The following is a 26,109-nucleotide window of genomic DNA, read 5'->3' on the forward strand; positions in this document are numbered from 1 at the left end:
ACGGCCCCGCCCCACGGCGGGGCCGTTCCTGTTCCCGGGGTCCCCCGTGCCCGGGGCCGGGCTCACCCGCAGTTGGTGCCGTTGCGCACGACCCATTCGTCACCGATGGTGCCGCCCCAGTCGACGCACTCGCCCGCGGCCTCCAGGTACACGGGCCCGGCGTAGGTCGTCCACTCCCCCGGGTCGCGTTCCCACTCGGCCTGCGAACCCGCCTTGAGTACGGCGTCCATCGGCATCTCAGCGCCCACGTCCTCCCGGATCACGACCACGCAGTTCTCGCCGTTGTCGTTGTTGTAGGTGAGGTAGACGGTGCCGCCGGGGATCGCGGCGCTGTTCACCACGTTGTAGCCGTCCCCGCAGACGCCGTTGTAGGGCGCCGAGGCCAGGGCGGGGGATGTGTTGGCAAACACCGAGGCCGCCGCGAGGGCGACCCCGAAGGAGAGCCGGCGTATGAGGGGGCTGTGCACTACTGCGCCTCCCAGGGCGGGGTTCCGGTGCCGCTGTTTTCGTGGTGCTCGACGATCTCGGTGATGGTGACGGTCCCGTCGGCGTCCTCGGTGTAGGTGACCTCAGCTGAGATGGTCCTGGTCCCGGTGTTGACATAGCCGGTCAGATCACTCGGGGTGGAAGCCACCGTGCCGGCGTCACCGTTGCCGACACTGCCGCCCTCCGCCTGGCAGAAGCTCCACGCGCACATCACGGTGGCGTCGTCGGCCACGCCGTACATGCCACTGCCGTTGGCCGGCTGGAACGCGACCACGTGGGTGCCCGACGGCGGCGACCCACCCGCGTTCACACCCGCGCCGACCGTCGCGACGGTGGTGACCGGGTCGGAGCCGCCGTCCTCGTCCTCCGGGTCCTCAGAGGCCTCTTGGGTCGCCCCTCCGCCTTCGGCGGTGTCGGAGGGACCCTCCGAAGGCCCTTCCGAGGCAGTGACGGCACCCTCCTCGTCGGGTTCGGTTCCGGAACCGCTGCCCTCCGAACCGCTGTCCTGGCCCCCGAACCAGGCCGCCACCGGCAGGGACCCGAGATGGCCCGAGGCGGCCGCGGCCCCCACCCCCACTGCGGCGAACAGCAGCAGGACGGCCGCCACCGCGGCGGCCATGCGGCCCTTACGCCGCGTGCGGGACCGCTTCGGCACCGCGACGGTGTGTTCCTCGGGGGTCCGCACCCCGTGCCACGTGGCGTGCAGGGAGGCGGCCACAGCGCTGCCCGCCGCCACGGGCGACTCGATGGGTTCCAGGGGCCGTCCCAGACGGGCGAGCTGCATCACCGCGATGACCAGGGCCATGGCGCTGGGCCGCTGCGACGCGTCCTTGGCCAGGGCCCGTGCGGCCAGGTCGGCGAGCGGTCCGGTGAACCCCTCCATGTCGGGCTCACCGCTCATCACACGGTGGGCGACGGCCGCGGGGTCACCTCCGCCGAAGGGCGGCCGGCCCGTGGCGGCGTAGACGACCAGGGCGCCCCAGGCGAAGATGTCGTCGGCGGTGCTCACCGGCTCGCCCCGGTAGTGCGCCGGGCTGATCCACCCCGACGAGCCCAGCACGGAACCCGTACGGGTCAGCGCGGTCTGGTCGAGCGCCCGCGCGATACCGAAGTCGAGTACCCGCGGCCCTTCGGGGGACATCACGATGTTGGCCGGCTTGAGGTCGCGGTGGACCACGCCAGCTTCGTGGATCTGCGCCAGTGCCTCGGCGATGCCCACCGCGACCCCGTGGAGGAGCGCCTCCGGCAGCGGACCCTTGTTCTCCCGAAGGTAGGAGTTCAGGGTCAGCCCCCGCACCAGAGGGGTCGCCAACCAGGGACGGTCACTGTCGGTGTCGGCATCCAACAGGGGCACCGCGCAGGCACCGCCCACCCGGGAGAGCATCTCGACCTCGCGGGTGAACCGGCTCCGGAACTCCGGGTCGGTGGCGTACTCGGGGTGGATCACCTTGACCGCGACCAGGGCACCGTCAGGCCCCTGCGCCGCGTACACGACCCCCATGCCCCCAGCCCCCAGGCGCTTGACCAGGCGGTAGGGGCCGATGTCAGCGGGGTCACCGGGGGTCAGGTCGGTGGCCGTCGCAGGCATCTGCACGGAGGTGTGGACAAGGCTCATGGGTCTCACAGATGCGGGGGTTGGTCGGAGGGCACCGGGGGAAGCCGGTCGTCCCGGACAGAGCGGTCCGGCGACAGCATCGTAGCCAACTGCAGACGCGGCCCGGAGCCCGGCCACCCTCCCACGCACCGCGGCCCGGAGCCCCGGGTGTGGCCGGTTCCGGCCGTCAGGCGCGGGGCTTCCGGGGCTCAGCCGTGCTGTCCGTTGCGCTGCTCGCGCTGGACCGAGGCGGCGTGCTTGTACTTGACGGCGTCGACCGGGAACGGGGTCTGCAGGGCACGGGGGTCCATACCCTCCTCGACGAGCGCGGGGAAGAGCTCGTCCATGCTGTCGCACCGTGCGGTGATGTACTTGCGGTCGCCGGTGACGATCTCGATGCCCGTGCCCTGCTTCCCGTTGGTGAGGTTGGGGCCCATGCGCCACACGTCGCGCCGGGTGAACTCGGCACGGCCGATGTAGGCGATCGCGCGGGTCGGGACCTTGAAGGTGCGGCGCCCGTTGCTGACCTCGAGAACGCCGCGCTTCAGTTTCACCTCGACGGCGGTGCAGACCAGCATCACGCCCAGGAGCATCACCGAGACGAAGATGACGAAGAGCATGAACCACCAGGGCGCGTCGTCGTCGGTGAACACGACGTACGTGCCTGCCAGGAAGAACAGCGCGGCGGCGATCTGCCCGCCGAGGCGGTAGATCGGGTTGGTGACGACACTGGCCTCGTGGCGGACGCCGTTGTCGGCGGTCTGGGACTGCTGGGGATTCTGGGCAGGTTGGTTCATCAGGGGTTCCATGGGGATCGAACAGCAGTGGAGCCGCCCGGGACGGTGGGGGCCGTGGGCAGTTCCGGGGACCGGTCAATCCTAGGAATACTCGGTGCCGGGGCGGGAACCCGGCTTCCGGTGACCCGTTCCGGACCCCAGCACACCATGATGTGCTGGGGCGGTCGATCGGGAGCGAGCGGGTGGAAGAGGACACGGTGGAGGCTGAACCCCTGAGTCTGCCGCGCCGGGAGGCGCGGTCGCGGCGGTTCCGGATCAACAACTGGGTCCAGGACCGGCCGTACGTGTCGTGGCCGCTGGGGATGTTCGGTTTCCTTCTACCTCTCCTGGCGCTGGCGTCGGCCCCGAAGTGGGAAGGGGTCTTCGAGCCGGGCAGCCCGGCGTTCCCGCTGATGGTCCTCCTGCAGCTGGTCGCCGCGCTCGTGCTCATGCCGTTGGTCTGGCGGGCCGGGCACTACCCGCGATACCTGGCCACCAGCACGAGCCAGAAGTACACCCGGCCGGGCTGGGACGCCGGACGCATGTTGGCCGAGACCGGCGGGGTCGCCCGGATCCTCGACGGCCACATGGAGCTCGTGCACGGCTACGCCGGCACCGTGGAGGATCACGGCACTGCCCGGGAGCGGCGCAGGGCCGCCCGCCTCGTCGAACGCGCCGCATGGGGGCAGCGCCGCATCCACTACCTGGCCGAAGGGCGCGACCGCCCGAAAAAACGGCGCGCGGAAGGCGAATACGCACGCAACAGCCGTGCGGTCGGCGCCTGGACCAGTGCCCAACGCGAGGAGCACCGTATCGAGCGCACCTTGATCGTCCTCGACCGGATGGCGGCCGGGGCGCGTGCCCGCAGTCCGGAAGCGGGGGCCCCGAGGCCGGTCACAGCCCGGTGTGCGCCCGGTTCCACACGGCCTTGACCAGTCCCAGGGCGAAGGCCAGCGCCATGAGCACGGCCGAGCTCCGCAGGATGAACTCCATCAGCACGTCCTCGGAGCTGGGCCCGCCGTGCCTGCGGTCCCACTCGGCCCCGTCCCGGTGCATCTGCTCCAGGGCGGGGTGCACGTACAGCTGCACCGACTGGCGCAGGAGCTCTTCGGGCGGGTATTGCTCACCCTCCGCCTCGGAGCTCCACTCGGCCAGTTCGATCGCCTGATTGCCCTGAACCGAGGAGGCGTTGAGGTCGCCGTCCCAGTTCAGGTGGAAGAAGGTCCCCCCGAGGCCGGTCGCCGCGCGCGCCCGCATGGGCACCAGGTGGGGCGGGGACTCGAAGTCGCCGACCACGACGTGGACCGGTTCGCTGCCCTGCTCCGCGTGCGTACGGATCCGGTCCGGGAGGTCACCGTCGAAGACACCGTCCTGGTCACCGCGGACCAGGACGGGGTGCTGTTCGAGCTCGTCGGTGAACCCGGCGAATCGGGCCTCCTCGGACTCGGACGCGGGCGGTTCCGGTGACGCGGTCGCGGTGCCGGCCGGTGCGTCCTCGTCCGCGTCGTCCTTCTCCGGCAGGAAGGAGAGGCCCCAGGTGAGCAGGCCGATCAATACGGCACCACCGAACACGGTGGGGATGCCGATCTTCACGATCCGGAGCACGCGGTGTTCCCAGCTGTGGTCGTCGGGGCAGGAGGAGGGAGGACTCGGAGCGGTCGCCGAGGGTCAGTACCAGAGCCAGGGCGCCGGGCGCTCCTCGCCTGTGGCCGGGTCGCGCCACAGACGCGTCGGGGCGTTGCGCTCCTCGTGGGCGATGTTGCCCGCCTCGTCGAAGTGGCGCTCGATGATGCGGTTGCCCAGGGCGTCGAAGATGGTCTGGCGCACCAGGCGGGCCTGGGCGCCCCACTCGTTCCACGGACCGATCTTGCCGTACGCGTGGTGCAGCATCCCCTGCAGGACGAGCTCACCCGAGCGGTCCCACTCCCACACCGGGCCCTCCTCGCGGCCGTCGAGCACGAGGCGGACCCGTCCACGACCACCGTCCTCCGCCGTGGCGACGAAGCCCCAGTACGGCGCGCCGCCGACCACGAACATCTGTTCCGTCTCGTTCCAGTCGATACGGCGCGTGGGATGGAACCCGGTGGTGTTCCGCGGCGGATGGTCCCCGAACCACGGCAGACCCCCAGTGCTCGTGATCCCCGGTCCGCCCTGACGCCTTTCCGAAACCAGCCGGCCATCGGTGTCCCACTTCCGGGCGATGCTCACACCCCCCGGTTGCCAGTTGATGCTCTCCTTGACCAGGCGGCCGTGCTCATCCCACTCATAGAGCCCGCCGATCGAGACGTTGCCGATGGCGAAGGCCCCGAATTCCGGCAACGTCCCGGATTCTTCGCGCACGTAGTACCCAGCGCCGGCCTTGGTTCCGCGGAGGAGGGTCAGAACCTCGATCTCCCCGTGGTCGGGGTCGACGCTGTACCCGGAGAACGGCTCCCCCTCGAACTCGGCCGAGAATTCGTCCAGGAAGTGCAGATCGCTCTCCTGGGCCCAGACGAGGTTCAGGGGCCGCTTGGTGTGTTCAATCCGTGCGGGCGGCATTTCCGGGCTCTGGACGCCCCCGTTCCAGGGCAGGAGGTGGGCGAAGTCGCACACGGCGATCGCCGAGAACCCGAAGTACCAGAGCTTGTGCAGGCTCCACGCGAGCTTGGCGACCGAATGGTCCAGGCTCACCCCGTCCGCGGGTTCGACGTCCACTCGGAGCGGCCAAGTGTGGAAGTCGTCCTGCCGTTCCGCAGGGCCCGTGCGGCCTTCGTTGTCGTGGATCTCCACGGTGAAGTCGCCGTTCGTCAGCCGGTTGCCTTCACGCAGGGACCAGAAAGCCGCCGCGAGGAGCCCGATGACCTTCGTCTTCTCCGCGCCGGCCACGTAGATCGTGGCCCGTGGGTCGGGCGGACGGTTCACCGGTCACCTCCGTGTACCGGCGCCCCGACCCGGTCGAGATCCATGTCCACGAAGAGCTCCTAGCTCGGGTCGTCGTCGGGGGAAGGCTCCTCGTCCTCGCCGTCCTCCGGGGGCGGGCCGACGACGAAGCGCTGGCGGTCCTGGACGAGGATCGCGTGCCCGGTCTCGGTCACGGCCTCCACGCGGGCGGAGAGCTCGTCGTCGACGACGTCCATGGTGACGGCGTCGAGCACGAGCTGCGGGTTGCCGTTGTCGTCGCCGCGCTGGTCGCCGTAGACGAACCCGTCGAAGGCGAAGGCCGGGGAGATGGCGGTGTCGTCGTCCTCCAGCCCCCAGAGCTCCTCGCCCTCGGCCAGGTCGACGGCGATGAGGGAGGCCTCGCCGCTGGCCTGCTGCAGAAGCAGGGTCCCGGTCTCCTCGTCGTAGAGGCTGCCGGTGGCGCCGGACGGTGCGAAGGGTTCCGCGGCCGGGTTGGTGCCGGGTTCCCGCAGGCTCCAGGCGGTCTCGCCGGTGGCGGGGTCGTGCGCGGAGAGGGTGGAGGGCGCCTCGGGCTGGGCCCACCGCAGCAGGAGCAGCTCGTCGCCGTCTTCCTCGGCCTCCCCGTCGTCCTCTTCGCCATCGGCGGCCTCGTCCTCTGCGGGCAGCGTGTACCGGCCGAGGATCTGCGGGACCGCGCCGGCGGCGGTGTCGGGCAGGCCGAGCTCCTCGTCCTCGCCGGTGACCGACCACAGTTCCTCGCCGGCCTCGTCGGCGTCGAGGGAGTGGGCGTGCAGGGAGGTCTCACCATCGCTCAGCAGCACGGTGTCGTCCCAGGCGGCCACCGGAACGCCGAGGGGCGGGTCCTCCTCGTCGTCGGGGGTGTCCCCGTCGCCGTCCTCCTCGGAACCGTCCTCGTCGTCGCCGTCCGTGTCCTCCGGCAGCTCGAAGTCGTAGCTCCACAGCTCGTCGCCGTCGGTGTCGGAGACGGTGAAGGCGCCCTCGGGCTCGTCCTCCGACCAGCCGTCCGGTTGCTCGACGACCAGCCCGTCGAGGTAGGCGTCGTCGGGGTCGTCGGCGCTCCACACCTGTTCACCGTCGGGGCCGAGCACGAAGGGCACGTCGTCGGTGTCGGCCATGAGCAGGACGGGGTCGCCGTCGGCGTCGGAGGCGAAGCCGCGGAACCCGGCCTCCCCCTCCCACAGGGTCTCGCCGGTCGCGGCGTCGTGCAGCAGGTGGCGGTCCTCGCCGTCGGAGCTGATGAGGAACGCACCGTCGACGGGGCTGATGCGCACGCCCTGCCCGTCGTCGAGCATGGGGTGCACGTCGGCGTCCTCGCCGTGCAGGTGGCGCAGGACCTCGCCCTCCAGGCCCGGGGGAAGCTCGCCCCGGAACTCGGTCGGCGGGGGCGAGGGTTCGGCCTCACCGTTCTGCGGTTCCGCCGGCTCGGGGTCGCCCGTGCAGCCGGTGACCAGCAGCATCGCGATGCCACAGGCGAGGGGCACGCGTGCGCTGCGCATGGACGTTTACTCCCCACGAACGATGACGTAACACGCCAAATCCTAAGCCGCTCGGCGGAGAACGGACACACACCGGTTCCCACTCGTTACCGCCCCTTCATCGGGGATCCACTACGCGGCAACGCATCCGGGGCAGGACCCTAGGGTTCGACCTCCACGACCGTGGTGCCCTTCACCTCGTGGTCGGCCTTGCCGCCGGTGATCTCGGCCAGCCACACCGCGAACCCGTCGAGCTCGTCCTCGGGCAGGGCGACCTCGATGCGTACGCGTGCTTCGTAGGCGACCTCGCGCACGGTGTAGGAGGAGTCGCGCAGATCGCTCTCCAGGCGCCCGCCGAGCACGTAGTCGGCGTGCACGTCCACGAGCAGCAGGGTACGGCGTTCCAGCACGCCGAACTCGTCGACGGCGGCCGACACCGAGTTCCCGTAGGCGCGGATCAGCCCGCCGGCGCCGAGCTTGACCCCGCCGAAGTACCGGGTGACGACGGCGACGGTGTCGGTGAGGGAGCGGTGGCGCAGCACCTCGAGCATCGGTACGCCCGCGGTGCCCCCGGGTTCCCCGTCGTCGCTGGAACGCTGCACGGAACCGTCGTCGCCGAGCACGTAGGCCGTGCAGTTGTGGTTGGCGCTCCAGTGCTCCTTGCGCCGGTCGGCGATGAACGCGCGGGCGGCGTCCTCGCTGTCCACCCGTTCCAGGGCACAGATGAACCGGGACTTCTTGATCTCGGTCTCGTGCTCGCCGCCGCGTCTGATGGTTCGCATGTCGCCTGTTCAACGTGGGTCGTGGGACTCGATCCAGTCTGCCCGATCCCGCCGCCGCACCGTTCCGGCCCGGCCCCGGCACACGGCGGCTCCCCGCCCGCTTCGGGACGGGGAGCCGTGGCGGGGTCAGAGACCGAAGACCCAGTACACGGCCGTGTACATGGTCCCGAGTACCAGGAACAGTGCGATGAGGTTCAGCCAGAGACCGGCCTTGACCATCTGCCCGATGCGCACGTACCCGGTACCGAACACGATGGCGTTCGGCGGGGTGGCCACCGGAAGCATGAAGGCCAGGCTCGCGGCGAGCGCCGCAGGCACCACCAGTGTCAGGACCGGGAGGCCCAAACCGACCGCGACACCGGCCATCACCGGGATGAAGATCGAGGCGGTCGCCGTGTTGCTGGTCAGCTCGGTCAGGATCAGCACGATCGCGGTGACGAGCAGAATGAAGACCCAGCCGGGGATACCGCCGAGCGCCTCGACACGCTCACCCACCCACAGACTCAGCCCGCTGGAGCCGAACTGGGCGGACAGGCTCAGGCCGCCGCCGAAGAGCAGCAGCACACCCCACGGGAGCTTGACCGCCTGGTCCCAGTCGATGGCGCGCACGCCGCGGCGCCCGTCGACGGGGAGGATGAACAGGATGACGGCGGCGGCGATCGCGATCCCGCCGTCGGTGAAGTTGGCGAGCCAGGGCAGGGCACCGCCGATGCCCTCGGTCTCGGCCAGGAGCGGGATGAAGATCCACGCCAGGGCGGTGCACACGAACACGGCGAGCACGGTCCACTCACCGCGCGACATCGGGCCGAGGCCGCGCAGTTCTTGCCGGATGTGGGACCGGGCCTCGCCGAGGTCCTTGGTCTCGGGCCGGTAGACGAACTTGGTCAGCACGACCCAGCAGACGACGAGGAAGACCGCGGCGAGCGGTGCACCGACGAGCATCCACTGGCCGAAGCCGAGGCTGATGTCGTGTTCCTGCGCGAGGTAACCGGCCATGAAGGCGTTGGGCGGGGTCCCGATGAGGGTCGCCACGGAGCCGATGGAAGCGGAGTAGGCGATGCCCAGCATGAGGGCGGTCGCGAAGTTGGCGTCGGTGCGGCCGTCCCTGAGCTGGGTGACGAGGCCGATGACGGCGAGGCCGATGGGCATCATCATCATGGCGGTCGCGGTGTTGGACACCCACATGGTGATGAAGGCGGTGGCGAGCATGAAGCCGCCGATGATGCTGACCGGCCCGGTGCCCACGGCGGCGACGATGGCGAGCGCGACCCGTTTGTGCAGGTTCCAGCGCTGCATCGCCAGTGCGATCACGAACCCGCCCATGAACAGGAAGATGATCTCGTTGGCGTAGGGCGCGGTGACATCGTCGATGGAGGTGTCCTCCAGGACGATGGGGAAGATCGCGAGCGGCAGGAGCGCGGTGGCCGGCAGCGGTAGCGCCTCGGTCATCCACCACACGGCCATGACGACGGCGATCGCGGCGACGACGGAGGCGTTGGCGGACAGTTCGTCGCTCGGCATCATCGATCCGTCGTCGCCCTCGATGGGCAGCGGGATCTCGGGCATCGCCAGGAAGGCGGCCAGTCCGAGCAGAGGGCCGAGGAAGAGGCCGATCATGCGGCGCACGATGGTGTTGCGTTCCGGTTGTTCGGCGGCGGCCGAGGCGCCTGCTCCGGCGTTGTTGTCGTTGTTTTCGGTGTTCTCCGGCGTCGGGGGATCCGATGGCTGACTCACGCTTCACACCCTTCAATGTGACATCCGTTACATAATTCACCCCCGCTTGCGCAGCGAAACCCCGGCTCGCACCCCGAATCCGAACCGCAACCCGCCCCCCGTGAGCCACACCGAGCGCGACCGATAGCATCCGGAGCGTCGCACCCGAGGGTCCGAACGGGGTGCACACCCCTCACTCGGAGCCTCGGCGCCAGAACTTCCGCACCCATAGTTAAGTCATTCCTACCGTGGGTAACATCGCGGACAGCCGTCGAGAAGACACCGGGAGTCCCGCCATGCGCACGATCCAGGTCGCCACCGGCCTCGCCCTGACCGCACTGCTCGCCGCCGGGTGCTCGGAGGGCGACCCGGACGCCGACGGTGCCGCCGGCGAGGAGGAGTCGGTCGCCGAGCCCACGAGCTCGCCGAGCGTGACCGCCGCGACCTTCCTTCCCCCCGGCGAGGGCGCCGGCGCGGTCACCTACGACGAGGAGGCCGTGCCCGAGGGCGCCACCGCCGACGTGCAGGTGCGCACCGGCGAGGAGGCGACACAGGTCGAGGTCACCGTCACCGGGCTGGAGGCCGACCGCGACTTCGGCGCCCACGTGCACACCGAACCCTGCGGCGACGACCCCGACGACTCCGGCCCCCACTACCAGGACGAGCTCGACCCGGAGGCCGACGAGGACAACCCGTCGGTCGACCCCGAGTACGCCAACCCCGACAACGAGGTGTGGCTGGACTTCACCACCGACGGCGGCGGCAACGCCGATGTGTCGGCGACCGTCCCGTGGGAGTTCCGCGAGGGCGACGCGCAGTCCGTCGTGCTGCACGAGGAGCACACCGCCACCCACCACGGCGAGGCGGGCCAGGCCGGCGACCGTCTGGCCTGCGTGACCGTCGAGTTCTGATCCGCGGGCAGGAGAGCTCCGCCGACGGATCGACCGGTGCCCGGGGCCGCGTGGTCCCGGGCACCGCCGTGTCTGCGGACCCTTCTGCGGACTCGGGTCAGTCGGGCAGCACCCGGCGCAGCACCAACCGCTCCCCGAGCGCCCACGCCGTGGACACGAGCAGGTAGAGCCCTGCCGCGAGCGGGACGAACGCGGCGATCACCGCGGTGGCGTAGGGCATGTAGGTGAGGAACCCCGGGATCTGCGGCTGCCCCTCGACGGCCGTGGCGGCGTTGGCGCGCACCGTCGGAAGCATGACGTAACGCCGCTGGGCCCAGGCGACCAGGGCCAGGAGGGCGATGAGTACCGCGAAGACCGGTTCCGGCGCGAGCCCCTGGGAGAGCGGGCCGAGGCTCGCTCCGAGCTCGACGCCGCCGAAGGTGTGGGACAGCAGGGGTTCGTCGCCCCCGGCCGCGCCGATGAAGACGCCGTACAGGGCCAGGACCACGGGGAGCTGCACGAGCGCGGGCAGGCACCCGGCGAAGGGCGAGGACCCGGCCTCGGCGTAGACCCTGCGCTGTTCGGAGACCATCTTCTGCGGGTCGTCGCGGTGCTGCGATCCGATACGCGCCAGCTCGGGTGCGATGCGCGCGCGGACCTTCTCGGCGCGCACCTGGGAGACGCCCACGGGGACCAGGAGCAGGCGCACACCCACGGTCAGCAGGACGACGGACAGCCCCGCAGCGGCGGCGGGGACGGCGGGTGTGAGCAGTGCGGTGAGCGCGGCCAGGGCCGAGGAGACCAGGTCCATGGCGGCCGCGACGGGAGCAAGACTGTACAAGGGTGAGGCCCTTCGTCCGGAACGTTCATGACGGGACGTCGGGCCGCTCGTCGGCCGCCCCTCGGCGCGCGCAGGCGCGTGGGCGCAGGCGTGCTGGCGCTACGCGTGCACGGCGGTACCGGGGCACGGCGTGTGCGCGGGGAGAGGGGCGGCGGAGACCGGCAGGGGTCAGCGAGCGGCCGGGAGGGCCGCTCCGGGTGCCCGGGGACGGGGTTTGCCCGCGGTGTCGGGTGCGCGGTAGGTGACGACCGGGAGGCGGTCGGACCTGCGGCGCATCGCTCTGGCGGCGTCCGCGGCGGCCTCACCGGTGGGCCAGGGCGCCAGGCCCCTGACGAGGTACAGCGCGAGGCAGGCGGTGGCGGCGGCCGCGACGACGGCGAGGCTCCCGGGGGCGAGCGCGGCGACGGCATCGAAGGGCTGGGTCCCCAGGGTCAGGAACTCCATCACGAGGAGGAGGGCGTGGTACACGGTCCCCTCCTTCCGGGCCGTTCGGTGCCCGTGGCGATGGCGCTCGGAAGAAGAATTCTATGCGCCACGGGGGACCCTGCCAACGGGCGGTGACCGGAGAAATTGGCCGACACTCCGCCCGAGCTGCGCCTCTTCCGGTCACCCCTGTAGCTAAATGACACAGAGTAACCAACTCCGTGCGCGCCTGGGGCCTCCGTGCCCGGAAGGCCCGGCAGAAAAGGGGAACCCCGTGCCGATTCGCCCTGCGAACCTCGCCACCATGTCCGCCACCATCGCCGGCGCGATCTCGGGGATGTCGAACAAGGACGACAAGGAGACCACGGTCCGCATCGTCTTCGAGTCCGGGCACGAGCAGCTCGTCGAGAACGGCGGCTGCCGCCCCCTCGAGACCGGCCAGGGCGGTGTCGTGACCATCGACAGCGACAGCAAGGTGCGGTTCGCGCTGTTCGCCGGGACGAGCTGCCAGGGCAGTCGGGCGCTGGCCTCCGGGCACGGCTCCGTCACCTTCGGCGACCCGGTCCTGGCCGGCGCGGTCGTCATCGGCTGACGGGGCGGCGGGCGCGGGTCGGCTCCCCACCGGTTCCGCGCCACCGCCGGCCCCGCCGAACAGGTTCCCCGGTTCCCTTCCCCCGACCGTTCTCCCCCGTCCCCACCGCCGTCGCCGCCGGACGGCCGTGCGGGTTTCCCCGTTCCTCCGGACTCGCCCCGGTCAGGGGCCGTTGTGGCGCACCGAACGCCCCGGCAGGCGGTCGGTGCGTTGTCCGTCGCGCACGGTGAACTCCCCGGCGACCAGAACGTGTTCGATACCGACGGGCGTGCGGCGCGGGTCCTCGAAGGTGGCGCGCGCGGCGACGGTGTCGGGGTCGAACACGACGAGGTCGGCGACGGCCCCGGACTGCACGGTGCCCCGGCCGGAGAGCCCGAGCCGGGCGGCGGGGCGCGAGGTCAGGTGGCGCACGCACTCCTCCAGGGTGAGGATCCCGAGCTCGCGCACGTAGTGGCCGAGGTAGCGGGGGAAGGTGCCCCACCCGCGCGGGTGCGGCCGCGCTCCCACGAGGATCCCGTCGCTGCCGCCGGTGTGGGCGCCGTGCCGCATGATCGTGCGGATGTTCTCCTCGTTGCCGACGTCCAGCAGGCACCCGCTGCGCAGGCGGTCGGCCACGAGCAGGTCGGCGTAGAGCTCCCCGGGGCTGCGGCCGTCCTCCCGGGCCAGGTCGGCGATGGAGGAACCCACGGTCCAGGAGAGCGCGGGGTCGGTGACGCCGGTGACCACGATGGTGCGCCAGTCCAGCGGGACGCCGTGGTTGCCGTCGGTGCCCTCGGCCTCGATCTCGTGCAGGATGCGGGCGCGCACGGCCGGGTCCCGCAGGCGTTCCAACGTCATCTCCGTGCCGCCCGCCTGCGCCCAGCTCGGCAGCGGCGCCCCCAGGTAGGTGGCGCTGGGACCGTACGGGTAACTGTCGAGCGTGACGTCGAGGCCGTAGCGCACGGTCGCCTCGTCGACGGCGTCGAGGACCTCGGACGCCCGCCCCCGGTTCTGCGGGAAGTTGACGTGGCAGTGGGCCAGGTGGACGGGGATCTGGGCGCTGCGGGCCACGTCCAGGCACTCCTGGTAGGACTCCACGACCCGCGAACCGTAGTTGCGGTGGTGGGGGCAGTAGTAACCGCCGGCCTCGCGCACGGGCGCCAGGAGCGCGACGATCTCGTCGTCGGTGGCGTACATGCCGGGTGTGTAGGTCAGCCCCGTGGAGAGCCCGTGTGCGCCCTCGGACATGCCGCGGGAGACCATGTCGCGCATGCGGTCGAGCTCGCGGCGGGTGGGCGGGCGGTCCTCGTTGCCGACCACGGCCGCACGCACGTTGCCGTGCGGGACGAGGACGGCGGCGTTGACGGCGGCCCCCGCGTCGATGCGGTCGAGGTACTGGCCGATGCCGCGCCAGTCGCGGTCCAGGTCGGGGCTGCCGTTCCACCCCGCGAGGCGTTCGAAGAGGTCGTCGGCGGTGGCGTCGGTGACGGGCGCGTACGCGAGCCCGTCCTGGCCGAGCACCTCCAGGGTGACGCCCTGCGCGACCTTGGCGCTGTGGTCCGGGTCGGCCAGGACGGCGAGGTCGGAGTGGGCGTGCATGTCGATGAAGCCGGGGGCGACGACGAGTCCGCCGATGTCGACGACGGAACGGGAGACGCTGTCGGTCCGTCCGGGGGCGGCGACGTGGGTGATGCGTCCGCCCCGCAGGACGAGGTCGGCGCGCCGGGCGGGTGCGCCGGTGCCGTCGACGACCAGTCCACCGGTGAGCACGGTCTCGGGCTGCACTGTTCCTCCGTTCGGGTGCGGCACCCGGGGACCGCGTCCGCCGGGGGCACGGCACCGCAGCGGGTGCGCACCGCTGTGGGCTCCGACCTGGCCAACATCCTGGTGGAGATCGGCTTCGGGGCCAAGCTCCGCGGCTGAGCGTCGCAGCGACCGGTCGCGGAGCTGCGTGGGTCCCTGCCCCGGTGCGTCCGCGACCACGCGACCTGCCGTTTTTCGGACACTCCGGGATTTCTTCAGGAATCCGAGCCATGTCCGAAACCAAGCAGGTGCCCCAGGTGTCCCACGCAGTGTTCCCCCGTAACGACGAGCACAGCAGAAGAGGCACGACCCATGATCATCTGGACCGGTTGGGGCATTCTCGTCCCCGGGTTCATCTTGCTCGGCGCCGCCGGACTGGGACTCGCGGCCGAAGGAACCTTCGGTGGTGACGCGGGTTTCTTCGGCGCGGCCACCGGCATCCTGCTCTCGGCGGTGCTGATCTTCCTGGTCGGGCGCAAGCTCAACAAACCCGAGCAGGGTTTCCACCCCAAGACCGGTGAACCCGTCGTGTACCGCAACCGGCACACGTTCTTCTTCATCCCCATGCAGTACTGGGCCGCGGTCGCCGCCGTACTCGGACCGGTGATGGGGGTCGCCGCAGCGGTCAACGTCTGACACCTCGACGGCGGCGCGGCGGAGCCGGGTACTCAGGCCGCGTCGCCGTCCTCGAAGTCCTTCAGGCACAGTTCCAGCAGTTCCTGCACCCGGCGGATGATGGTCTCCCGCTCCATCTCGCACAGCGCCCCGGCGCCCTCGACCAGGCGCACGCGGGCGATGCCGAGCAGGACCGAGGCCAGGAGCAGGGCGTGCGCCCGCTGCTCCGGACCGCCCAGGTAGGCGGCGAGCGGTTCGATCATCGCGGACGTGATGCGCCCCTGGTAGACCGAGCGCAGGTCGGGGTCGCCCGCGGAGTCGTCGAGCGCCCGCTGCAGCGCGGTGCCCTCCCCGTGCAGGCGGCTGACGGCGTGCTCGGCCAGTCGGCGGGTGAGCTGGTCGTGCGGCCCGTCGACGATGAGCCCCGGGTAGACGCCGTCCTCGCGGAGGAGTTCGGTGAGCAGCCCGCGTTTGGCCCCGAAGTAGCGGTTGATGAGCGCGACGTTGACGCCGGCGTGCGCCGCGATCTTGCGGGAGGAGACCGAGCCGTACCCCTCGTTGGTGAAGAGCTCCTTGGCGCTGGCGAGGATCCGCGCTCGGGTCGCCTCACGGCCCCGGGTGGGTCCGGTGCCGCCCCCGGTCTCGTCCGGACGATCCATCTGCACACCCCTCGGTGGCCGCGATCTGGCTTTCAGGACTCCAGGTTGACACCTGGGGGCGATGTCCGCATACCGAAACCGGTCGAGAGATACCGATTTGACAAGTCAACACTGTTTACATATACCTGAACGTGGACGACGCCCCCGGCATCCCCGCCGTGGGGCCTTTCGTGCGTCCGGATTCGGGGGACCCCTTGGACCAGCCGACCCAACGCCGACCCGAGACCGACCCCCGTGACGGCGCCACTCCCGCCGGCTCCAGGGGTCCGACCTCCGACCACCGGGACACCGGACACGGGAGTGAGCCCCGCGGGGACACCGCACCCCCCGCGGACACCCCCGACGCAACGGCCGCCACCGCCGACGAGGGCCCGCCGCCCATCGCACGCCGCACCATCGTGCAGATCATGGTCGGCCTCGTGCTGGCCATGCTGACCTCCATGCTCAGCAACTCGATCGTGGGCACCGCGCTCCCGACGATCGTGGGAGAGCTCGGCGGGCAGGACCGCCTGGCCTGGGTCGCCACCGCCGGCCTGCTCACCATGACCGCCTCCACGCCCGTGTGGGGCAAGCTCTCCGACATCTGGGGCCGCAAGCTCCTGTTCCAGGTGGCGCTCGGCATCTTCATCGTCTCGACGGTCGCCGCGGGGCTCGCCCAGGACATGAACACCCTGATCGTCGCCCGCGCCTGCCAGGGCCTGGGGATCGGCGGGCTCGCCACGCTGCCCAACATCATCCTCGGCGACGTGATCCCGCCCCGTGAGCGCGGACGCTACAGCGGGTTCATCGGGATGGTCTTCGGCGTCGCGACCGTGCTCGGCCCGCTCGTGGGCGGGTTCCTCGTGGACAGCCCGCTGGGGTGGCGCTGGTGCTTCCTCATCACCGTGCCGCTCGCTCTGGTCGCGTTCGTGGTCATCCAGTTCATGCTGAACGTGCCGACCGTGCCCCGGCGCGGAACCCCCGTCGACTGGATGGGCGCCGGGCTCATCTTCAGCGCCGCCAGCGCCCTCATCGTGCTCCTCAGTCTCGGCGGGACCCAGATCCCGTGGGCCTCCCCGCTCGCGATCGGGCTCGGCATCGGGACCGTCCTGCTCGCCGTCACCGCCGTGCTCGTGGAGCGCCGCGCGAAGGAGCCGATCATCCCCGCCCGCCTGTTCGCCAACCGCACCTTCGTGCTCGCGGCGTTCGGCTCGATGTGTGTGGGCGGCATGATGTTCGGCCTCATCATCTACATGCCGCAGTACCTGCAGATGGTGCACGGGATGACGCCGACCGTCTCCGGGCTCATGACCCTGCCGCTGGTCGGGTCGTTCCTGACCACTTCGATCGGTTCCGGGTTCGCCGTCAGCGGCAGCGGGCGCTGGAAGCACTACCCCGTGATCGGCATGGTGCTGTGCCTGCTCGGGTTCACCGCCCTGAGCTTCATCGACGTCACGCCGGGGCTGTCCGCGCTGGTGGCCGGGCAGATGCTCGTCGGCCTCGGCCTGGGGCTGAACATGCAGCTCCTGCTGCTGGCCACCCAGAGCGCGCTGCCGGTCCCGGACCTCGCCTCGGGGACGGCGTCGGTCGTCTTCTTCCGCAACCTGGGCGGGGCGACCGGGGTGGCGGCCTTCGGCGCCGTCATGGTCGCCCGGCTGCAGTCGGAGATCGGCTCGGCCTCGGCCTCGCTGCCGGCCGCCGACGAGGGCGGGCCGGACCTGTCGGAGGTCGCCGAGGCCGCGCAGGGCTCACCCGAGCTGGTGCACTCCCTGCCCGGACCCGTGCGGGAGGTCGTCGTCCAGGCCTTCGACCACGCGATGCAGGCGGTGTTCCTGCTCGGTGCACCCATCGCCCTCGCGGGGCTGGTGTGCGTGGCGTGCATCAAGGGGACCCCGTTGCGGGGGCGCGGGTCCGAGGCTCAGAGGTAGCGCCGGAAGCCCTCGGCCGAGTTGTCGAAGCCGAGGGAGTGGTAGAAGGCGTGCGCCCCGCCCCGGGACTCGTGGGAGAGGAGCTCGACCTTGTAGCACCCGGCGCGGGTGGCCCGGTCGAGGGCGTCCTCCATGAGGGCCCGCCCGACGCCGGCCCCGCGCGCGTCCGGGTCCACGACGAGGTTGTCGACGATCCCCCAGGGCTGTGCGTCGTGGGTGAGGTTGGCGACCACGACGAGGTCGAGGGTGCCGATGATCTGGCCGCGCTGCTCGGCGACGAGGACGGTGCGGTCGGGGTCGCCCTCCATCCGGGTCCAGGCACGCACGGCCGCGGAGGACATGCGCACGTGGGCGCTCTGCGTGTGAGTGGTGTCCCCGAGTTCCCGGAGGAGACGCAGGATCGCTCCGAGGTCGGACCGGATGGCCGCGCGAATCATCATGGCTGTCGGCATCGTAGCCGACAGGCTGCGACAAGACGGACGCCACCCCACATCACCCCCCAAAACGCCGCCCTCGCGGCGCTCCCCCCCACCGTCGGCCCGAGAACCCCTCGGCGCGGCCCCCGATGCCCCTCGGGAACGCGCAGGGCCGACCCGCCGTGGTTTCCGGACGCCCCGGCCGCGCGGCTCGGGCCCCGGGCACACGTCGGGGGCGGGGCCCCTCGGACCCCGCCCCCGATACCGTCGTGCGTTCCCCTGAGGGAACCACGGGCTACTCCTTGCGGATCACCCGCACGCCCTCGTCGCCGGTGGGCGGCTGCGCGCCGCCGGCCTGCGGGCCCGGGGCCGGTGCCCCTGCCTGCGGGGCGGCCGGTCCGGCCTGCTGCGGACCGCCCTCCGGACGGCGGTAGATGCCGGTGATGCCCGGGTCACCGCTGTCCGTGCCCTCGTCCTGGCCGGGCTGCGCCGGGGCCTCGGCGCCCTCGGGCGCGGGAGCGTTGAAGCGTGCGCCCTGCGGCGGCGCGGCGGCCGCCTGCGGGCCCTTGGCCTCGTCCTGGTCGCCCTTGCCCTCCTCGGGCTTCTGGGCGGGCTTGATGCGCACCGTGGCCTCGTCGGCCTCCTGCGGTGCCGGAGAGAGCTTGGCGGTGGGCTCGTCGCCCTGCTCCCCGCCTGCGTCCTTGCCGGACGGTGCAGGCTTCTCAGCGGCCTGGGCCGCGTCCGCCTTCTCCGCGGGCTTGGCCGGCTTGGCCGACTCCGCGGGCTTGCCCTGGCCCTGCTTCGGCTCGGACTTGCCGCCGACCTCGGCGCCCTTCTTGCCCTGCTCCTTCTCGGAACCGGGCTTCGCGGGGGCCTCGGGCTCGGTGACCGTGTCCTCGCGGGACAGCCCGGTCTCGAGCGCACCCGCCTTGTCCTCGGCCTCGACCAGGTCGGCCAGCGTGGAGTGCATGTCCTTGAGACGGCGCAGCGCCTCGGCGTGCGTGGCCGTGAGCGTGGCCAGCCGGCGGTCGGCCGTGTCGTGGATCTTCTTCGCCCGCGCCTCGGCCTCGCTCAGACGGCGGTCGCCCTCCTGCTTGGCCTGCTCACGCAGCTGCTCGGCCTCCTTTTTCGCGCCGGCCACCATCTCGGTGGCCTCCTCGCGCGCGGAGGAGACGATGCGCTCGGCGTGCTCCTCGGCCTCCTTGCGGTACTTGGAGACCTCGTCCTTGGCCTTCTTCTCGGCCTCCTCGACCTCGGACTCGACCCGGGAGCGGCGCTCCTTGGCCTCCTCCTCGGCGATGCGCAGGATCTCGGCCATGCGCTCGCTGATCTGCTCGTGCTCAGGCTTGACCTGGGCCTTCTCGCGCGCGATCGCGAGGTCCCGCTTGTACTGCTCCAGCTCCTCGTCCATCCGCTGAAGGCGCTCGCGGAGGTCCTTGAACTGGTTGTCCATTCGGACGTAGTAGTCGTCGACGTGCGCCTTGTCGTAGCCGCCCTTGCGCACTGTCGGGAACCTGTCTTGCTGCAGTCCGCCGCCCGGCAACATATCGCTCATGTGCCCTTCATGTCCTAACACCGTTTCGACTGCACGTCGTGGAAGGTGAGAGTGCCCCGTACCCATCGGTCCAGGGACCACCCGCGAGGTCCGGCCGTGGGAGCTTCCGGGCCGGATGTCCCTGTTTTCCGTGTCCCGACGGCTCTGTGGGGGGCACAGGCCGTGTCCGGGACGCAACATCGTGAGAACCGTCCGCCGCGACCAAGGTAGGCACGCCCCGCGCTGCCGCGTCAATGTCCCCGAGGGGTACACCGGCGTGCGGACCCTGGTCACCTTCTTACTAAGGTATGCGCGATCATCCCCGTATGGGGTCGGAGTGGTCAACTTCTCGCCCGCCCCATACGTCACGGGAACCACGGCGCGCCCACGCGGCGCTGGAGAGGACCAGGCGATGGGACAGGACACACACCACCCCGGCGCACACATCGGCGAGGCCGGGTTCGGCACCCCCGAGATCGACCCCACCGCCTGGATCGCCCCCGGCGCGGTCGTCGTCGGCCGCGTGAGCCTGGGTGCGCAGAGCAGCGTCTGGTACGGGTGCGTGCTGCGCGCCGACAGCGAGGACATCGTGGTCGGCGAGCGCGTCAACATCCAGGACCAGTGCGGTCTGCACGCCGACCCGGGTGAGCCCGCCGTCCTGCACCAGGACGTGAGCCTCGGCCACCAGGCGATGGTGCACGGCGCGGTCGTGGAGGAGGGCGCGCTCATCGGCATCGGCGCGACGGTCCTCGGCGGCGCCCGCGTCGGCAAGGGGGCCCTGGTGGCCGCCGGCGCCCTCGTACCGCCCGGCAAGGTCGTCCCGGCCGGGACCCTGTGGGCGGGTGTTCCCGGAAAGGTCGTGCGCGAGCTGAACGAGAACGACCGCGCGGTCCTGGAGCACACGCCGACCCACTACGCCGAGCTCGCCCAGCGCCACCGAACCGTCACCTGGCGCTGAACCACAGCTCGGAAGCACTGCACACGCAGTGTTCTGGTCAACCCGGGTGAGGCTCGGAGGTGGTCCTCCCGGGTCATGCGCCGGGCGTGTCCGCGGACCTAACCTGGAAGGGACCGTGCCCGGCGGGTCCGGGCCCGCGACCGCGCCCGAGTGCGGGCCCCGGCCCCTGCGTGGCCCCGTCGTCCCCGGAGGTGAGTGTCCATGCGGTCCCCCGCCGTCGCACACGCCCAACCGTCCGCGGTCCTGCACGACGACGTGGCCCTGGACGAGATCGAGCTGTACGCCGAGGTGCTCGTCGCCGCCGCCCGCACCGACCACCCCCTCGGTCCGGACGAGCTCGACCGGGTCCTCGGGGTGCGGCGCGACCGTCCGGATCCGCCCTCCGACCGCCCCCGACACGGTTTTCCGCCCTTCAACCGTCTTTTCACGGAATCGGCCTGATCCGGCCACGGTCGGCCCGCTTGTCCACACTCCGGACATGGGTATTGCCAACCCGGGGCCCCACAGCCCCGACCTGAACGGCTTTCACCCCCTGTCAGGAGTCGACCCATGAACGCACGCTCCGACGAGCCGACCACCCGCACGGCCGGCCGGCCCGGCGGGCGCCCCCGGCACCGCGACACCGGAGAGCCAGACTCCGCCAAACGCTTCACCTTCACCGTCGCGGCCGTGGTGACCCTTCTGTTCCTGCTGGTCACCGCTGGTGGTCTGGGCTGGCTGCTGTCCCCGGGCGGCCCCGCGTCCGAGCTCACCTCGGGGGCGGAGGAGACCGGCGAACCCGACGGCACTTCCGCCGGGAACGAACCCAGCGACGACGCACCGGCCCCCGAGGGCACCGTCGCCGACCCGGGCAGCGGGCTGTCGTACGAGCTGCCGGACGGGTGGGAGCGCCTGGGCGACGACGAGGTCCCGCAGGAGTACTCCTCCTACACGGTGCTCGGTTCGGTCGAGGACCCCGACGCCTTCATCGTGACCGGGTCGCAGCGCTTCGACGGAACCGAGTCGCTGGAGGAGGCCGGCCTGCGCCTGGCCGCCGACACCGCGGGCACGTTCGTGACCGGCGGCGGGGTTCCCGAGGTCGAACCCGCCACGGAGGACGGGGTCGACGACCGGCCGGCCTTCGGCGCCTCGGTCGGTTCCGGCGACGGCGACACCGAACCCTACGGCCGGTTCGTGCTGGTCGAGATGGACGAGTCGCACGGCGCGTTCGTGCTGGGACTCAACACCGACGGCGGCTCCGAGGCCTCGGACGCGGTCGACGAGGCACTGGACTCGGTCGGCACGCTCTGACCGCGGGTCCGCGCCCCTGCCGCCCCCCGGATCCACCGGAGCACGCGCCCGCGTCAGCCGGGCACGACCGCCCGCAGCAGGAAACCCCCGTCCCGGGTGGGGGAGGCCGACAGGGTCCCCCCGCCCAGGGACACCCGTTCCCGCAGACCGGCCAGGCCGCTGCCCGACCCCTCCCCCGGGTCGGCGCCGGTGCGCGCCCGGTCGTTGGACACCTCCACGACGAGTGCGTCGGGGCCGACGGCGCTGTCGCGGGCCCGCGTGAACGTGATGCGGCACTCCGTCGCGTCGCTGTGGCGCAGCACGTTGGTCCCGGCCTCGCGCACCACCCACGCCGCGAGCACCGCCGCCTCGTGCGAGGGTTCGACCCCGTCCAGGCCGTCGATCCGCACCCGGACACCGTCGGCCGCGAGCACACCGCGCACGTTCTCGACCTCCTCGGCCAGGTCGACCTCGCGGTAGCCGCGCACCGCCGAGCGCACCTGGGACAGCGATTCCCGGGCCAGCGCCCGCACCTCGGTGATCTCCACGGCGGCCCGGTCGGGGGCGCGCTCGGCCAGGCGGGAGGCGAGCTCGGACTTGGTGGCCAGCGCGGACAGGCTGTGCCCGAGCAGGTCGTGCATGTCCCGGGAGAACCGCAGGCGTTCCTCGGTGACGGCGAGCCGCGATCGGGCGTCCTCCCCGTACACGGCGTCCTGCACGATCTCCCACAGCCACAGCACCGTGAGCCAGCCGGCCACGACCACGCCGCTGAAGAGCACCCCGCCCGTCCAGATCACGGCGAAGGCCGCGGGGTGGATCTCCACGGGTGAGGTGAGCTGTCCGGCCCAGGGCAGCACGAGCAGAACGGCGACCGCCGGAACGCTCTGCCGCACCGGGGCCACGAACACGCACGTGCCGCCCCAGAGCGCCGCCATCGACAACGGCAGGGCCATCGACGGCGTCAGCACGGTCATCGCGATCAGGCAGCCGAGGGCGCCCCAGTACCACCACGGGGAGGGATCCCTGCGGCCTTCCAACCTCCGCAGCGACAACGGCCAGAGCGCCACGGCCACGGGCAGCACCAGCAGCCACGCCACCACGGAACGCCAGGGCTCGGCCGAAGGGGCGGCGAAGACCTCCATGACGCCGACCAGCACGATCATGGACTGCAGGACGACGATCGACCACAGGGTCATGACCCAGATGGTGCGCAGGCGGGGGTCCATGGCGCCCGACTTCCCGGATCCCCTCACGGACGTGCCTCCTCGTTCCCCGCGGGGCGATCGGCCCCCTCGATCGACCAGGGCACGGTCGCCCTCAGCAGGAACCCGCCGTCCGGCGTGGGCTCGGCGGTCAATCGGCCCCCGGTACCGGCGAGCCGTTCGGAGAGCCCGGTGAGCCCACTGCCGCCGTCGCGTGCACGCCCGCGCGCCCGGTCGTTGCCCACCTCCACGACGAGCGCGTCCCCCGTGTCGCCGCCGGCGCGGGTGAAGGTGATGCGGCACTCGGTCGCCTCGCTGTGGCGCAGGACGTTGGTGACGCCCTCGCGCACCACCCACGCGGCCGTGGCCGCGGTCCCCGTCGGCACACCGTTCTCCGGAACCCCGGAGACCTCGGTGCGGATGCCGTTGGCCGCCAGGGCCGTGCGCACCGCTTCGACCTCCGCGTGCAGATCGATCTCGCGGTATCCCCGCACGGCCGCCCGCACCTGCGACAAAGACCGGCGGGCGAGCCCCTGGACCTCGGTCATCTCCTCGGCCGCACGGGCGGGATCGCGTTCCAGAACCCGTTCGGCCAGTTCGGACTTGACCACGAGCGCGGACAGGCTGTGCCCGAGCAGGTCGTGCATGTCCCGGGAGAACCGCAGGCGCTCCTCCGAGACCGCCAGGCGGGCGCGGGCGCGCTGTTCGAGCAGGGCTTCGTTGGTGACGTCCCACAGCCGCACGTAGATGAGCACGGCGCCGGCCATGAACAGCGACCACAGCACGAGCACGACCCACAGGACCACGACGCCCGCCAGGGGCACGTCCAGCTCGACGGCCTGCACCGTCAGCGCCGCGAACAGGGCGACGGCGCCGGCGAGCAGCCACCATCCCCACGACCGGGGCCCGAGGAAGACGGTGACGCCCACCCAGCCGCCCAGGAGCAGCATCCCGAAGATCGGGGTGAGCGCCCCGAGCGCCACCGCGGCCGCAAGGGCCGACGCGCCCCAGTACGCCCAGGGCGAGACCCGGCGCGGCTGCCCGAGCCGCACCCGGCCGAAGAGCATCCACAGCAGCAGGAACGAGGCGAGCAGGGCGGCCGCCAGGTACAGCAGGCCGAGGCCGCGGCGTTCGGCCGGCCCCATCAGCAGGTCCACGACGGCCGACATGACCAACGGCAGGACCAGCACGCTCGAGGAGACCACGATGACGACCCGCACGAAGCGGAGCTTGCGGTCCTTGCGGCGTTCGGTCACGACCCCGGCGAGGTCGCGTCGGTCCTGTGCCACCGTGTCGTCCCCCGTTCCCGTTGTGCCGCTCGTGCCGCCGGGTTCACCCCTGTCGGGGGTCCCACCGGAAGTAGCGTGCCACGATCAGTCCCAGCACGGCGATCCAACCCCCGAGGACGGCCAGGGACGGCAGGGCCGCGGTCCACAGGCCCAGGACGCCGACCTCCTGGGCCCCCTCGAACCCGCCGAAGACGTCGTGGCCCGTGTAGGCGGCCTGGACGAGCTCGCCCGCGGGCATCGACGGAAGCAGGCCCACGACGGTGCGGGCGGTCTCGGGCAGGAACTCCAGGGGCATGATGCCGCCGCTGGTGAACAGCAGGATCATCATCGGCACCATCGAGGCCATCTGCGCCATCTCGGCGTTGCGCACGAGCGGGGTGACGGCCAGCCCCAGCAGCGAGAAGACGATGCTGCCGAGCAGGACCGAGGTGAACAGCATGACCGGGTCGCGCGGGAGCGCGCCTTCGGGCATGGCCAGGATCAGGCCGGCGATGAACACGGTCAGAAACAGGGAGAAGACGAAGACGACCCCGATGACGCCGCCGAAGATCGCCGTCGGCGGCACCCCGCTGACCCGCAGCCGCTTGAGGGCCAGGGACTCGCGGCGGGCGGTGAAGACGTTCGAGGCGTGGCCGACGCCGAAGATGAGGCTGATGACGCCGATCATCCCGAACATCGTCATCTCACCCAGGCCGAAGCCGCCCACGACGGGGTCCGGGGGCAGCTGCATCGACGTGAACAGGAAGAACAGCGGGAGCAGCGCGTAGATCCACGCGGTCTTGTACCGCGCGAAGAGGGTGATCTCGGTGCGTGTGAGACGCAGGGTCTGCTTGACGGGGCTCACGCGGGGCCGGGGCTGCGGCCGGGTCGGCGCCTCGGGTGCGGTGGTGGTGGACATGGTGGCTCCTGTGGGTGCGGTGGTGCGGGGGCGGGACGCGGGCGCTCAGCCGCTGACGAGGTCGGCGGCGCCGTCGGCGACCTGGAGGAAGACGTCCTCCAGGGAGGCGCCGCGCACCTGGAGGTTGCGCAGGACCGTGCCCTGCCCCTCCGCCCAGGCCAGGAGCGCCGCGACGGCGTGGTGGGCGCGCTCGTCGACGCTCCCGGCCTTCACGGTGTAGGTGGCGCGCAGCTGTCCGCCGCCGTTCTCGACCTCGAGCTCGGCTCCGTCGAGGCGCGGCAGGTCGGAGGTGGGCACGTCGGCGGGCAGAGTGAACCCGACCCGGTCGCCCCACCCGGACAGGACCTCCTGGAGGGAGCCCTCGACCCCGACGCGGCCGCGGTGCATGATCGCGAGCCGGTCGGCCAGGCGCTCGGCCTCCTCGAGGTAGTGGGTGGTCAGCAGGATCGCGGTGCCCTCGTCCTTGAGCCGCTGGATGATGCGCCAGGTGTCGATGCGGCCCTCGGCGTCCATGCCGGTGGTGGGCTCGTCCAGGTACAGGACCTCGGGGCGGGTCAGCAGCGCGAGCCCGAGGTCGAGGCGGCGCTTCTGGCCACCGGAGAGCTGTCGGACGTGGGTGCGGGTCTTCTCGGTGAGCCCGACCAGCTCGAGGGCCTCCTCGGCGGTGCGGGGCGTGGACGCCAGGTCGCGGGCGAGGGCGACGGTCTCCTGGACGGTGAGGTCCTCCATGAGGCCGCTGCCCTGGAGGACGGCGTTGACCCGCTCGCGCACGCCGGGCGGGTTGCCGTAGGGGTCCTGCCCGAAGACCCGGACCGTGCCCGAGCTGGGCCGGCGGAACCCTTCGAGGGTCTCGATGGTGGTGGTCTTGCCGGCGCCGTTGGTGCCGAGGAGGCCGAAGAGCTCACCGGGGCGGATCTCGAAGGAGACGCCCTTGACCGCCTCGAAGTCGCCGTACTTCTGGTGCAGGTCGCGCACGCTCACCGCCGCCTCGGTGGCGGCGGCCCGGGGCTCCTGGGTGTCCGGAACGGGGTTCGTCGTCGTCATGCCCTCAAGCTTCGCCGAGCGCCGCCCGCGCCGGTAGACACCGGTGTCACCGGCCCGCCGTGG

General features: G+C 71.8%; 27 protein-coding genes. 9 read left to right on the forward strand and 18 right to left on the reverse strand.

Features of this window, described 5'->3' with window-relative positions:
• Positions 1 to 62: 62 nt before the first annotated feature.
• The 3 genes from IDM40_RS08925 to IDM40_RS08935 form a co-directional block, all read right to left on the reverse strand.
• The gene (locus tag IDM40_RS08925; RefSeq protein WP_193121457.1) at positions 63 to 467 is read right to left on the reverse strand and encodes a spore-associated protein A; all 405 of its coding nucleotides are present in this window, start codon (positions 465 to 467) and stop codon (positions 63 to 65) included.
• Entirely contained in the window at positions 467 to 2,101 is a 1,635-nt protein-coding gene (locus tag IDM40_RS08930; RefSeq protein WP_193121458.1) for a serine/threonine protein kinase, read from the reverse strand. Before IDM40_RS08930 ends, IDM40_RS08925 begins: the two co-directional genes overlap by 1 nt.
• 188 nt (positions 2,102 to 2,289) lie before the next feature.
• The gene (locus IDM40_RS08935; RefSeq protein WP_235997441.1) at positions 2,290 to 2,877 is read right to left on the reverse strand and encodes a hypothetical protein; all 588 of its coding nucleotides are present in this window, start codon (positions 2,875 to 2,877) and stop codon (positions 2,290 to 2,292) included.
• Between the two features lie 197 nt (positions 2,878 to 3,074).
• Between IDM40_RS08935 and IDM40_RS08940 the strand changes: the two genes are divergently transcribed.
• A complete protein-coding gene (locus IDM40_RS08940) occupies positions 3,075 to 3,788 on the forward strand; it encodes a hypothetical protein (protein WP_193121460.1) in 714 nt (237 codons plus the stop codon).
• Here IDM40_RS08940 and IDM40_RS08945 read toward each other — a convergent pair.
• The 5 genes from IDM40_RS08945 to IDM40_RS08965 all read right to left on the reverse strand — a co-directional run bounded on the left by IDM40_RS08945 (position 3,751) and on the right by IDM40_RS08965 (position 9,748).
• Positions 3,751 to 4,461, reverse strand: coding sequence for an OadG family protein (locus IDM40_RS08945; protein ID WP_193121461.1), 711 nt, complete (start codon positions 4,459 to 4,461; stop codon positions 3,751 to 3,753). The genes IDM40_RS08940 and IDM40_RS08945 overlap by 38 nt on opposite strands.
• Before the next feature lie 63 nt (positions 4,462 to 4,524).
• A complete protein-coding gene (locus IDM40_RS28055; RefSeq protein WP_235997442.1) occupies positions 4,525 to 5,757 on the reverse strand; it encodes a hypothetical protein in 1,233 nt (410 codons plus the stop codon).
• Between the two features lie 59 nt (positions 5,758 to 5,816).
• Positions 5,817 to 7,253 (reverse strand): outer membrane protein assembly factor BamB family protein, encoded by a 1,437-nt coding sequence (locus IDM40_RS08955; RefSeq protein ID WP_193121462.1) that lies wholly within the window; start codon positions 7,251 to 7,253, stop codon positions 5,817 to 5,819.
• Between the two features lie 140 nt (positions 7,254 to 7,393).
• The gene (locus IDM40_RS08960; RefSeq protein WP_193121463.1) at positions 7,394 to 8,014 is read right to left on the reverse strand and encodes a YigZ family protein; all 621 of its coding nucleotides are present in this window, start codon (positions 8,012 to 8,014) and stop codon (positions 7,394 to 7,396) included.
• A gap of 126 nt (positions 8,015 to 8,140) precedes the next feature.
• Positions 8,141 to 9,748, reverse strand: a complete 1,608-nt coding sequence (locus IDM40_RS08965) for an SLC13 family permease (protein WP_193121464.1) — start codon at positions 9,746 to 9,748, stop codon at positions 8,141 to 8,143.
• A 275-nt stretch (positions 9,749 to 10,023) separates the two neighbouring features.
• On the opposite strand from IDM40_RS08965, the gene IDM40_RS08970 reads away from it, so the two are divergent.
• Positions 10,024 to 10,638, forward strand: coding sequence for a superoxide dismutase family protein (locus IDM40_RS08970; protein WP_193121465.1), 615 nt, complete (start codon positions 10,024 to 10,026; stop codon positions 10,636 to 10,638).
• Between the two features lie 97 nt (positions 10,639 to 10,735).
• Here the strand turns inward: IDM40_RS08970 and IDM40_RS08975 are convergent, their stop codons facing one another.
• Together IDM40_RS08975 and IDM40_RS08980 are read right to left on the reverse strand one after the other, a co-directional pair.
• Positions 10,736 to 11,458, reverse strand: a complete 723-nt coding sequence (locus IDM40_RS08975) for a YidC/Oxa1 family membrane protein insertase (protein ID WP_193121466.1) — start codon at positions 11,456 to 11,458, stop codon at positions 10,736 to 10,738.
• A 168-nt stretch (positions 11,459 to 11,626) separates the two neighbouring features.
• On the reverse strand, positions 11,627 to 11,926 hold the full coding sequence (locus tag IDM40_RS08980) for a DUF6412 domain-containing protein (protein ID WP_193121467.1): 300 nt from the start codon (positions 11,924 to 11,926) through the stop codon (positions 11,627 to 11,629).
• Between the two features lie 229 nt (positions 11,927 to 12,155).
• On the opposite strand from IDM40_RS08980, the gene IDM40_RS08985 reads away from it, so the two are divergent.
• Positions 12,156 to 12,473, forward strand: coding sequence for a hypothetical protein (locus tag IDM40_RS08985; RefSeq protein WP_193121468.1), 318 nt, complete (start codon positions 12,156 to 12,158; stop codon positions 12,471 to 12,473).
• A 162-nt stretch (positions 12,474 to 12,635) separates the two neighbouring features.
• Here the strand turns inward: IDM40_RS08985 and IDM40_RS08990 are convergent, their stop codons facing one another.
• Complete coding sequence (locus tag IDM40_RS08990; RefSeq protein ID WP_193121469.1) at positions 12,636 to 14,237, reverse strand: N-acyl-D-amino-acid deacylase family protein; 1,602 nt, start codon at positions 14,235 to 14,237, stop codon at positions 12,636 to 12,638.
• 15 nt (positions 14,238 to 14,252) lie between these two features.
• On the opposite strand from IDM40_RS08990, the gene IDM40_RS28610 reads away from it, so the two are divergent.
• Both IDM40_RS28610 and IDM40_RS08995 read left to right on the forward strand, forming a co-directional pair.
• A complete protein-coding gene (locus tag IDM40_RS28610) occupies positions 14,253 to 14,375 on the forward strand; it encodes a hypothetical protein (RefSeq protein WP_268959322.1) in 123 nt (40 codons plus the stop codon).
• 192 nt (positions 14,376 to 14,567) lie between these two features.
• Positions 14,568 to 14,891 (forward strand): hypothetical protein, encoded by a 324-nt coding sequence (locus IDM40_RS08995; RefSeq protein ID WP_193121470.1) that lies wholly within the window; start codon positions 14,568 to 14,570, stop codon positions 14,889 to 14,891.
• A 32-nt stretch (positions 14,892 to 14,923) separates the two neighbouring features.
• On the opposite strand, the gene IDM40_RS09000 is transcribed toward IDM40_RS08995, so the two are convergent.
• Entirely contained in the window at positions 14,924 to 15,529 is a 606-nt protein-coding gene (locus tag IDM40_RS09000; protein WP_193121471.1) for a TetR/AcrR family transcriptional regulator, read from the reverse strand.
• Between the two features lie 194 nt (positions 15,530 to 15,723).
• Between IDM40_RS09000 and IDM40_RS09005 the strand changes: the two genes are divergently transcribed.
• A complete protein-coding gene (locus IDM40_RS09005) occupies positions 15,724 to 17,436 on the forward strand; it encodes an MDR family MFS transporter (protein ID WP_193121542.1) in 1,713 nt (570 codons plus the stop codon).
• Here IDM40_RS09005 and IDM40_RS09010 read toward each other — a convergent pair.
• Both IDM40_RS09010 and IDM40_RS09015 read right to left on the reverse strand, forming a co-directional pair.
• Positions 17,427 to 17,876, reverse strand: coding sequence for a GNAT family N-acetyltransferase (locus IDM40_RS09010; RefSeq protein WP_193121472.1), 450 nt, complete (start codon positions 17,874 to 17,876; stop codon positions 17,427 to 17,429). The two genes, IDM40_RS09005 and IDM40_RS09010, sit on opposite strands and share 10 nt — an antisense overlap.
• Positions 17,877 to 18,147: 271 nt before the next feature.
• A complete protein-coding gene (locus tag IDM40_RS09015; RefSeq protein ID WP_193121543.1) occupies positions 18,148 to 19,398 on the reverse strand; it encodes an ATP synthase F0 subunit B in 1,251 nt (416 codons plus the stop codon).
• 400 nt (positions 19,399 to 19,798) lie between these two features.
• On the opposite strand from IDM40_RS09015, the gene IDM40_RS09020 reads away from it, so the two are divergent.
• The 3 genes from IDM40_RS09020 to IDM40_RS09030 all read left to right on the forward strand — a co-directional run bounded on the left by IDM40_RS09020 (position 19,799) and on the right by IDM40_RS09030 (position 21,634).
• Positions 19,799 to 20,344 carry a gamma carbonic anhydrase family protein gene (locus IDM40_RS09020; protein ID WP_193121473.1) on the forward strand — a complete coding sequence of 182 codons (546 nt, stop codon included), beginning with the start codon at positions 19,799 to 19,801 and terminating at the stop codon, positions 20,342 to 20,344.
• 201 nt (positions 20,345 to 20,545) lie between these two features.
• A complete protein-coding gene (locus IDM40_RS09025; protein ID WP_193121474.1) occupies positions 20,546 to 20,785 on the forward strand; it encodes a hypothetical protein in 240 nt (79 codons plus the stop codon).
• A 108-nt stretch (positions 20,786 to 20,893) separates the two neighbouring features.
• A complete protein-coding gene (locus tag IDM40_RS09030; protein WP_193121475.1) occupies positions 20,894 to 21,634 on the forward strand; it encodes a hypothetical protein in 741 nt (246 codons plus the stop codon).
• Between the two features lie 53 nt (positions 21,635 to 21,687).
• Here IDM40_RS09030 and IDM40_RS09035 read toward each other — a convergent pair whose 3' ends face one another.
• From IDM40_RS09035 to IDM40_RS09050, 4 genes are read right to left on the reverse strand one after another with little or no spacing between them, the layout of a single operon-like run.
• Complete coding sequence (locus IDM40_RS09035; protein ID WP_328806974.1) at positions 21,688 to 22,866, reverse strand: sensor histidine kinase; 1,179 nt, start codon at positions 22,864 to 22,866, stop codon at positions 21,688 to 21,690.
• Positions 22,863 to 24,104 carry a sensor histidine kinase gene (locus IDM40_RS28795; RefSeq protein WP_193121476.1) on the reverse strand — a complete coding sequence of 414 codons (1,242 nt, stop codon included), beginning with the start codon at positions 24,102 to 24,104 and terminating at the stop codon, positions 22,863 to 22,865. Before IDM40_RS28795 ends, IDM40_RS09035 begins: the two co-directional genes overlap by 4 nt.
• 43 nt (positions 24,105 to 24,147) lie before the next feature.
• Complete coding sequence (locus tag IDM40_RS09045) at positions 24,148 to 25,002, reverse strand: ABC transporter permease (protein WP_193121477.1); 855 nt, start codon at positions 25,000 to 25,002, stop codon at positions 24,148 to 24,150.
• 45 nt (positions 25,003 to 25,047) lie between these two features.
• Positions 25,048 to 26,046 (reverse strand): ABC transporter ATP-binding protein, encoded by a 999-nt coding sequence (locus IDM40_RS09050; protein ID WP_193121478.1) that lies wholly within the window; start codon positions 26,044 to 26,046, stop codon positions 25,048 to 25,050.
• Positions 26,047 to 26,109 lie beyond the last annotated feature (63 nt).

The organism is Nocardiopsis coralli (assembly GCF_014892575.1).
Taxonomy (GTDB): Bacteria; Actinomycetota; Actinomycetes; order Streptosporangiales; family Streptosporangiaceae; genus Nocardiopsis; species Nocardiopsis coralli.